Origin of the sequence: Neokomagataea anthophila, from assembly GCF_018122595.1 — a bacterium.
Taxonomy (GTDB): Bacteria; Pseudomonadota; Alphaproteobacteria; order Acetobacterales; family Acetobacteraceae; genus Gluconobacter; species Gluconobacter anthophilus.
In genome coordinates this window covers 1-248 of the sequence record NZ_JAGRQH010000101.1, presented here as the reverse complement: position 1 = coordinate 248, position 248 = coordinate 1, and the positions used below count along the sequence as shown (strand labels likewise).

The following is a 248-nucleotide window of genomic DNA, read 5'->3' as shown; positions in this document are numbered from 1 at the left end:
AGCGCAAACAGACGAACAAGAACGTGATCACGGCTCTCAACATCGACCAACGCAAGAATGTCATCATCAAACACATCCTTTTTGCGATCAGCCAAATCTTTAAAGCTTGTAAATGCCGCGATCAACGCGGTATCATCCAGCTCTGCATAACCCAATTGTGCCAGCTTATCACGGAAGGCCGCACGACCTGAATGCTTGCCCAGCACCAGAGACGTTTTAGTCCAACCAACACTATCTGGTGTCATAAT

Annotated in this window: 1 protein-coding gene; it reads right to left on the bottom strand. The window is 47.6% G+C overall.

Annotated features, from left to right (window positions below):
• On the bottom strand, positions 1-248 hold a 248-nt coding region (locus KB213_RS12220; protein ID WP_456306880.1), incomplete at both ends, for a homocitrate synthase/isopropylmalate synthase family protein.